The organism is Pelomonas margarita, from assembly GCF_043555875.1.
GTDB classification, from domain to species: Bacteria; Pseudomonadota; Gammaproteobacteria; order Burkholderiales; family Burkholderiaceae_C; genus Pelomonas; species Pelomonas margarita.
Window position 1 is genome coordinate 1 of the sequence record NZ_JBIGHW010000042.1, and the last position, 2,234, is coordinate 2,234.

2 protein-coding genes are annotated in these 2,234 nt (G+C 70.4%); both read right to left on the bottom strand.

Annotation, left to right across the window (positions count from 1 at the left end):
• Nucleotides 1-380: 380 nt before the first annotated feature.
• A complete protein-coding gene (gene istB / locus ACG0Z3_RS23090; protein WP_394402384.1) occupies nucleotides 381-1,181 on the bottom strand; it encodes an IS21-like element helper ATPase IstB in 801 nt (266 codons plus the stop codon).
• On the bottom strand, nucleotides 1,174-2,234 hold a 1,061-nt coding region (locus ACG0Z3_RS23095), incomplete at its 5' end, for a Mu transposase domain-containing protein (protein WP_394402387.1). The genes istB and ACG0Z3_RS23095, both read right to left, overlap by 8 nt.

Consider the following 2,234-nt stretch of genomic DNA (forward strand, 5'->3'; position numbering starts at 1 on the left):
GTGTTGCCGCTGATGTAAATCCGCGTCTATTCGCTGGCGAGGTGTCGGATTTGGTTGCGGTCGTGGACTGGCGGTGAAGCGGCCACGGCCCAATGGCATCAGGGCCTGCATGCAGGCCCTGATGGGGTGGGGGTTGGTGTGAGGCTTCTGCCGGTAGGCGTGGCCGGTGCGCGGAGGGTCAGAACGGCTCGTCGGGATCGAACTCTGGCGGGGCCGGGTCAGGCATGAGCTGTGCGCGCCAGGCCTGCTGCATCTGGGGCCCGTAGGCGACCCACAGTGCCTGGCGCATGGCCTGCAGGCACTCGGCGACGGCCAGCGCTTGCTCGGGCGTCCAGTGCGTGGGACCGGTGCGGCTGGCGATGGCGGTGACGGCGACGCGCTCATGCGGCGGCCTTGCGGGAACGCGTTGGCGTTGCCTTGGCCGAGCGCGCGGCCAGGCGCTGCGCCTCGCGCTCCTGCGCTTCCTTGGCCCGGTAGGACTCACCGTCGATGCGCACCACCTCGGCGCGGTGCATGAGCCGGTCGATGAGGGAGACCACGCAGGCCGCGTTGGGGAAGACCTCGCCCCAGTCGGCGAACGCTCTGTTGGTCGTCACCACCGTGCTCTTGTTCTGGTAGCGCCGGCTCACCAGTTCGAACAGCAGATCGGCGTGGCGGTTCGAGTACGACAGGTAGCCCACCTCGTCGATGATCAACACGTCCGGGGCGGCGTACTGGCGCAGCTTGCGGCGCAGGCCCGAGTCGCTGTCCAGTGCGGCGAGTTCGCCCAGCAACTGCCCGGCGGTGGTGAACAGCGCGGTGTGGCCGGCCAGCACCGCCTGGTAGCCGATGTTGCAGGCACACATGGATTTGCCCACCCCGTTGGGGCCGACGAAGACGACGTTGCTGGCGTCCTTGACGAACGCCAGCGTCATCAGCTCTTCGACGGCACTGCGGTCGATCTGCTTGGGCCAGGTCCAGTCGAAGTCGGCTAGCGGCTTGAAGCGCCCGATGTGGGCGTCACGCAGGCGGCGCTCCAGGCTGCGGCGGCTGCGCTCGGCGGCCTCCCAGCCCAGCATCTGCGCCACCCAGTGCGCCTGCTCGGGCTGCGCCATCACCTCGCTCCAGTGCTCAATCAGGCCATGCAGGCGAAGTGAGGCGGCCTGCTCGCGCAGCGCAGCCGGTGTGGCGATGTCATTCATCGGGGCGCTCCGGTAGATCCTGGGGGGGGTCGGGTTGCGGGTCGTGCTGGCGGTCCGGCTGGCGGTCATAGGACCGCAAGTCGTGGGTGCGCACCGGCGCGTCACGCTTGGCGACGTGCTCGGGCAGCACCAGCGCCACCGGCGGGGGCTCGCCGCTGGCCGCGCGGGCGCGCTCCAGCGCCAGCCGCACGGCGTTGGGGTGGGCCACGTCGCGCGCCAGCGCCTCGGTGATGGCCGCCTGCAGCGCGGCGGCGCCCCAGCGTTCGAGTAGCCGCATCAGCGCTGCGGTGATCGAGCCCAGGTTCTCGCCGCGCGCGCCGGCTCGCTTGAGCAACTCGGCACTGGCCGGGGCGGCGGCGCCCAAGCGGTCACAGGCGCGGTGGGCCCTGCCGGCGCGCTTGGCGTCGACCAGGCGCTGCACATGGGCGTCATCCTCGATCTGCTCGTGGCTGTCCCAGCAGCGCCGGTGGCGTGCCAGCTCGGTGGCGCCGTCGAGTACGCGCACTGAACTCTCGTCGGCCAGCACCGTCAGCGTGCGCCGCACATGGGTGTGCGGCACCGAGTAGTCGTTGGTGTCGAAGCGAACGTAAGGGCTCTTGCCGACCTTCGCGGCCACGCGCTCGCCCAGGGCGAAGGCCGTCTCGGGCAGCGTCATCAAGCTGCGGCCCTCGGCCTCGAAGGCCTGGCGCACGCTCAAGGCGCCGTCCTCGGGCCAACGCCGCTCGGCGGCCAAGCCCAGACACCACAGCCGCGCCTGCGCGTTGAGGTCAGCTAGGTCGGTGAACGAGCACCCGGCGAAGAAGCTGTCGCGGATGTAGCGGATGGCGCGCTCCACCCGGCCCTTCTCATTGCCACGGGCCACCGCCACCGGGCGCGGCTCGAAGCGGTAGTGGGCAGCCAGAGCGAGCAGTTCGGGGTTGAAGCGGATCGAACTGCCGCGGACATGATCCACGCGCTCCAGCACCGCGCTCTTGAGGTTGTCGTACAGGGCGACCCTCGGACAGCCGTTGAAGGCGATGAAGGCCTCGACATGGCCGCGCAGGAAGCTGTCCA

Coding starts and splice junctions, on each gene's coding strand:
- istB (WP_394402384.1), bottom strand. CDS start 1,181: ATGAATGACATCGCCACACCGGCTGCGCTGCGCGAGCAGGCCGCCTCA.